Raw genomic sequence first — 2,808 nt, 5'->3', positions numbered from 1 at the left:
CGCCAGGAAGAACACCATCTGGCTCAGCGCCAGCGTGATCATGGCGAAATAGATGCCCTGGCGGCGGATGGCGATCAGGCCGAAGACCAGCCCCATCAGCCCGGCCACCGCGGTGGCGGCGATCAGCCCGAACTCCGGCGCCCAGCCCCAGACCTTCACCGTGTGGGCGGCGATGTAGGCCGCCCCGCCGAAGAAGGCGGCATGGCCGAAGCTGAGCAGGCCGGCGAAGCCGATCAGCAGGTTGAAGGCGCAGGCGAACAGCGCGAAGCACAGCACCTTCATCAGGAAGACGGGATAGAGCACGAAGGGGGCTACGACGGCGACCAGCAGCAGGACGGCGGCGATGATCGCCGTTCCGGCGCCGCGGGCGGGGCCGCGCAGGGCGACAGGGGTGGAATTGCTGGCGACGCTCATGGATCAGCGCTCCCGTCCGAAGAGGCCCGCGGGCTTGATGAGAAGAACGATCGCCATCACGACGAACACGACGATGTTGGACGCTTCCGGGTAGAAGACCTTGGTCAGCCCCTCCAGCAGCCCCAGCCCCAGGCCGGTAACGATGGCGCCCAGGATCGAGCCCATGCCGCCGATCACCACAACGGCGAAGACGATGATGATCAGGTTGGTCCCCATCAGCGGCGACACCTGATAGATGGGTGCGGCCAGCACGCCGGCCAGACCGGCCAGCGCCACGCCGAAGCCGTAGGTCAGCGACACCATCACCGGCACGTTGATGCCGAAGGCCTGCACCAGAGTCGGGTTCTCCGTCGCCGCGCGCAGATAGGCCCCCAGCTTCGTCCGCTCGATGGCGAACCAAGTGCCGAAGCAGACGGTGAGGGAGGCGACGACGACCCAGGCGCGGTAGTTGGGCAGGAACATGAAGCCCAGATTCTGCCCGCCCTTCAGCGCGTCGGGAATCGGATAGGGCTGGCCCGACACGCCGTACTGGTGGCGGAACGCCCCCTCCAGGATCAGCGCCAGACCGAAGGTGAGCAGCAGGCCATAGAGGTGGTCGAGCTTGTAGAGCCGCGACAGCATCGACTTTTCCAGCGCGATGCCGAGCAGCCCGACCACCAGCGGCGCCACGACAAGCGCCCCCCAGTAGCCGATCCCGGCATAGGTCAGCAACAGCCACGCCACGAAGGCGCCGACCATGTAGAGCGCGCCATGGGCGAAGTTGATGACGTTCAACATGCCGAAGATCACCGCAAGCCCAAGGCTGAGCAGCGCATAGAAGGAACCATTGATCAGTCCGAGCAGAAGCTGCCCGAACAACACTTGGGGCGGAACACCCAGCAGGCTGAACATCTCCGCGTCTCTCCCGGTTCGTGGTTGTTGTTCTTGTTTTGGATTGGATGGTCGTCGATTGCCGTCCTCCGGCCCCGCCAACGGGCGGGCGGGACCGGAGGACGGCTCAACGCCTCACTTCACCGCCCCTCACTTCACCAGCGTACAGCCGCTCTGCTTGGGGTCCATGAAGGCGGTGTCGGCCGGGATGGTCTTGACGATCTTGTAATAGTCCCAGGCCCCCTTCGACTCGGCGGGGGTCTTCACCTGGGCCAGATACATGTCGTGGAACATGCGGCCGTTGGCGGCGATCTTGCCCTTCTTGGCGAACATGTCCTCGACCGGCAGTTCGCGCATCGTGGCGGCGACCTTGTCGGCATCGTCGGTCTTCGCCGCCTCGACCGCCTTCAGGTAGTGCTTCACCGCCGAATAGACGCCGGCCTGCACCATGGTCGGCTTCTTGCCGGCCTTGGCTTCGAACTTTTTCGACCACTCGCGGGTCTGCTCGTCCGCGTCCCAGTAGAAGCCAGTGGTCAGCATCAGCCCCTGCGCCGATTGCAGGCCCAGCGCATGCACGTCGGAGATGAACATCAGCAGGCCGGCCAGGCTCTGGCCCGACTGGGTGATGCCGAACTCCGCGGCCTGCTTGACCGCGTTGACGGTGTCGCCGCCGGCATTCGCCAGACCGATGACGTCGGCGCCGGACCCTTGCGCCTGCAACAGGAAGGACGAGAAGTCCGAGGTGCCGAGCGGATGGCGCACCGAGCCGGAGATGGTGCCGCCGAGCGACTTCACCATCTTGGTGGTCTCCTCTTCCAGCGACTGGCCGAAGGCATAGTCGGCGGTCACGAAGAACCACTTCTTCTTGCCCTGCTCATAGAGGGCTCGGCCGGTGCCGGCGGCCATGGCGTAGTTGTCGTAGGTCCACTGGAAGCCGTAGGGGCTGCACTGCGCACCGCTCAGCGCGGTGGCGCCCGGACCGGACATCAGGAAGATGCGCTTCTTGTCCTTGGTGATGCCCTGCACCGCCAGGGCGGCGGCGGAGTTCGGCACGTCGGCGATGACGTCGACGCCGCCGGTGTCGACCCACTCGCGCGCCTTCGACGCGGCGATGTCGGCCTTGTTCTGGTGATCGGCGACGACGATCTCGACGGGCGCGCCGGCGACCTTGTTGCCGAACTCCTCCGCCGCCATCCGCGCGGCGATGGCGGAGCCTTCGCCGGCCAGATCGGCGTAGATGCCGGAACGGTCGTTCAGCACGCCGATGCGGATGACGTTGTCCGACACCTGGGCGGCAGCCGGAACGACTGTCCCGGCGAGCGTCAGCAGGGCGGTGCCGGCGAGAAGAAGCGTGCGCATCAGAAGGTCTCTCCCTCTTGGTTTTTGTTGTCGGCCGGGTCCCGTCGCGGGTCCCTCTGCCGTGCCTGGAGCAGGCAATCGGGCATGGAACCGGCGGTTCGCCGCCCTGCCCTTCGATGGGGTCGGGGCGGCGTTCGCGCCGGTGATGTCGGGGCTGGAGCGCCT

At 66.3% G+C, this 2,808-nt stretch carries 3 protein-coding genes; all 3 read right to left on the bottom strand.

All coding sequences use genetic code 11. The features are described from left to right. The coding region (locus TSH64_RS35920) for a branched-chain amino acid ABC transporter permease (protein WP_146208127.1) at positions 1-414 on the bottom strand (414 nt) is incomplete at its 3' end. A gap of 3 nt (positions 415-417) precedes the next feature. Then, a complete protein-coding gene (locus tag TSH64_RS35915) occupies positions 418-1,305 on the bottom strand; it encodes a branched-chain amino acid ABC transporter permease (RefSeq protein WP_098736016.1) in 888 nt (295 codons plus the stop codon). A gap of 129 nt (positions 1,306-1,434) precedes the next feature. Further along, the gene (locus TSH64_RS35910) at positions 1,435-2,643 is read right to left on the bottom strand and encodes an ABC transporter substrate-binding protein (RefSeq protein WP_109446793.1); all 1,209 of its coding nucleotides are present in this window, start codon (positions 2,641-2,643) and stop codon (positions 1,435-1,437) included. Between the last annotated feature and the right edge of the window lie 165 nt (positions 2,644-2,808).

It is taken from the genome of Azospirillum sp. TSH64 (assembly GCF_003116035.1).
Classification (GTDB): domain Bacteria; phylum Pseudomonadota; class Alphaproteobacteria; order Azospirillales; family Azospirillaceae; genus Azospirillum.
Note: the sequence above shows the minus strand (reverse complement) of the source record. Positions and strands in the feature narration are given on the sequence as shown.

Coding starts and splice junctions, on each gene's coding strand:
- TSH64_RS35910 (WP_109446793.1), bottom strand. CDS start 2,643: ATGCGCACGCTTCTTCTCGCCGGCACCGCCCTGCTGACGCTCGCCGGG.
- TSH64_RS35915 (WP_098736016.1), bottom strand. CDS start 1,305: ATGTTCAGCCTGCTGGGTGTTCCGCCCCAAGTGTTGTTCGGGCAGCTT.